At 35.4% G+C, this 1,287-nt stretch carries 1 protein-coding gene; it reads left to right on the forward strand.

From position 1 onward, the window contains the following. The first annotated feature begins 83 nt into the window (after nucleotides 1-83). Nucleotides 84-1,246, forward strand: a protein-coding gene (locus NiCM35_RS26600) for an IS3 family transposase (protein WP_341161095.1) whose coding sequence is annotated in 2 segments (ribosomal slippage) — nucleotides 84-360 and nucleotides 360-1,246 — 1,164 coding nt in all. Because the reading frame shifts where the segments join, the coding sequence is not laid out codon by codon here. Nucleotides 1,247-1,287 lie beyond the last annotated feature (41 nt).

Genomic DNA, 1,287 nt, shown 5'->3' on the forward strand with positions numbered 1-1,287 from the left:
TAGACTAACCTAAATAAATGAGACACTATAAAACACCTTCGAATGGTACACTTAAACAAAGTACTAACTCGGAGGTGTTTTGCGTGGGCAAAAACATATATTCAAGTGAGGTTAAATGGGCAGTTGTTAAAGATAAGATGAGTGGTCAGTTTACGAATCAAGAAATCATGCAGAAATATGGAATTAAAAATGTTTCTCAAATCAAAACGTGGATGAAATGGTATCGGGAAAATCAAGTTCATCGATTCGATCAACCTATAGGAAAACAGTATTCATACGGGCATGGTCCAGATAATTCAAGTGATGAAGATAAAAAAGAACGTCAAATGAATCACTTAAAGCAGGAAAATGAAATTTTAAAAAAGTATTTGGAAATCGAAAAGGAGTTGAAAAGGAAATTGTCCTCCAATTAGTACAGACATTACGAAAAAAATATACTGTATCAGCTATTTTATCTGCTTTACATGTTCCAAGATCTACGTATTATCGCTGGGCATCTTCGCAACCAATGGAGTTATCTAAGGAGGAGGAAACAATTATTTCCCTCTGCAAAGAAACAAAGTACCGATATGGACACCGGAAGATCAAAGAGCTGTTAAAGCGTAATTATCAAATTAAATTAAACCGTAATACTGTTCAACGGATTATGCAAAAATATCATCTTCAGTGTAGAATTAAGCAAAAGAGAAGGTGGAAATCACAGGGGGAATCGGTCATTGTTGCGCCCAATTTATTACAGCGAGAATTTTATGCAAGCAATCCTAACGAAAAATGGGTAACGGATATTACCTATATTCAATATGGTCCAGATACTTTATATTTATCTACCATCATGGATTTGTATAACAATCAAATCGTTGCCTATAAGCTTTATCCCCATCAACAAACTTCTTTAGTAATGGATACCTTGGATGAAGCACTAGAAAAACGAGGGAATCCTGAAGGAATAATCATCCACTCCGATCAAGGCAGTGTCTATGCTTCTTATGCGTATCAAAGTCGGGTCAGAGAGCAGAATTTAGTCAGTAGTATGTCACGCAGAGGAAACTGTTGGGACAATGCCGTCATTGAGTCCTTTCATTCTAATCTAAAATCAGAGGAATTTCAGTATGTTAAATTCCATTCTTTATCTTTAAAAGAAGTAAAAGAGCGTGTAGATCAATTTATGAGATATTATAACGAAGAACGTATTCAAGAAAAATTAGGCTACCACACACCAATAGAGTTTGGTAATATGGCAGCCTAAGAAGGTGTTTTATTACTGTCCCATATTGCTAGGTCAGTCTA

The organism is Niallia sp. M35, assembly GCF_050971705.1.
Classification (GTDB): Bacteria; Bacillota; Bacilli; order Bacillales; family Cytobacillaceae; genus Niallia; species Niallia circulans_A.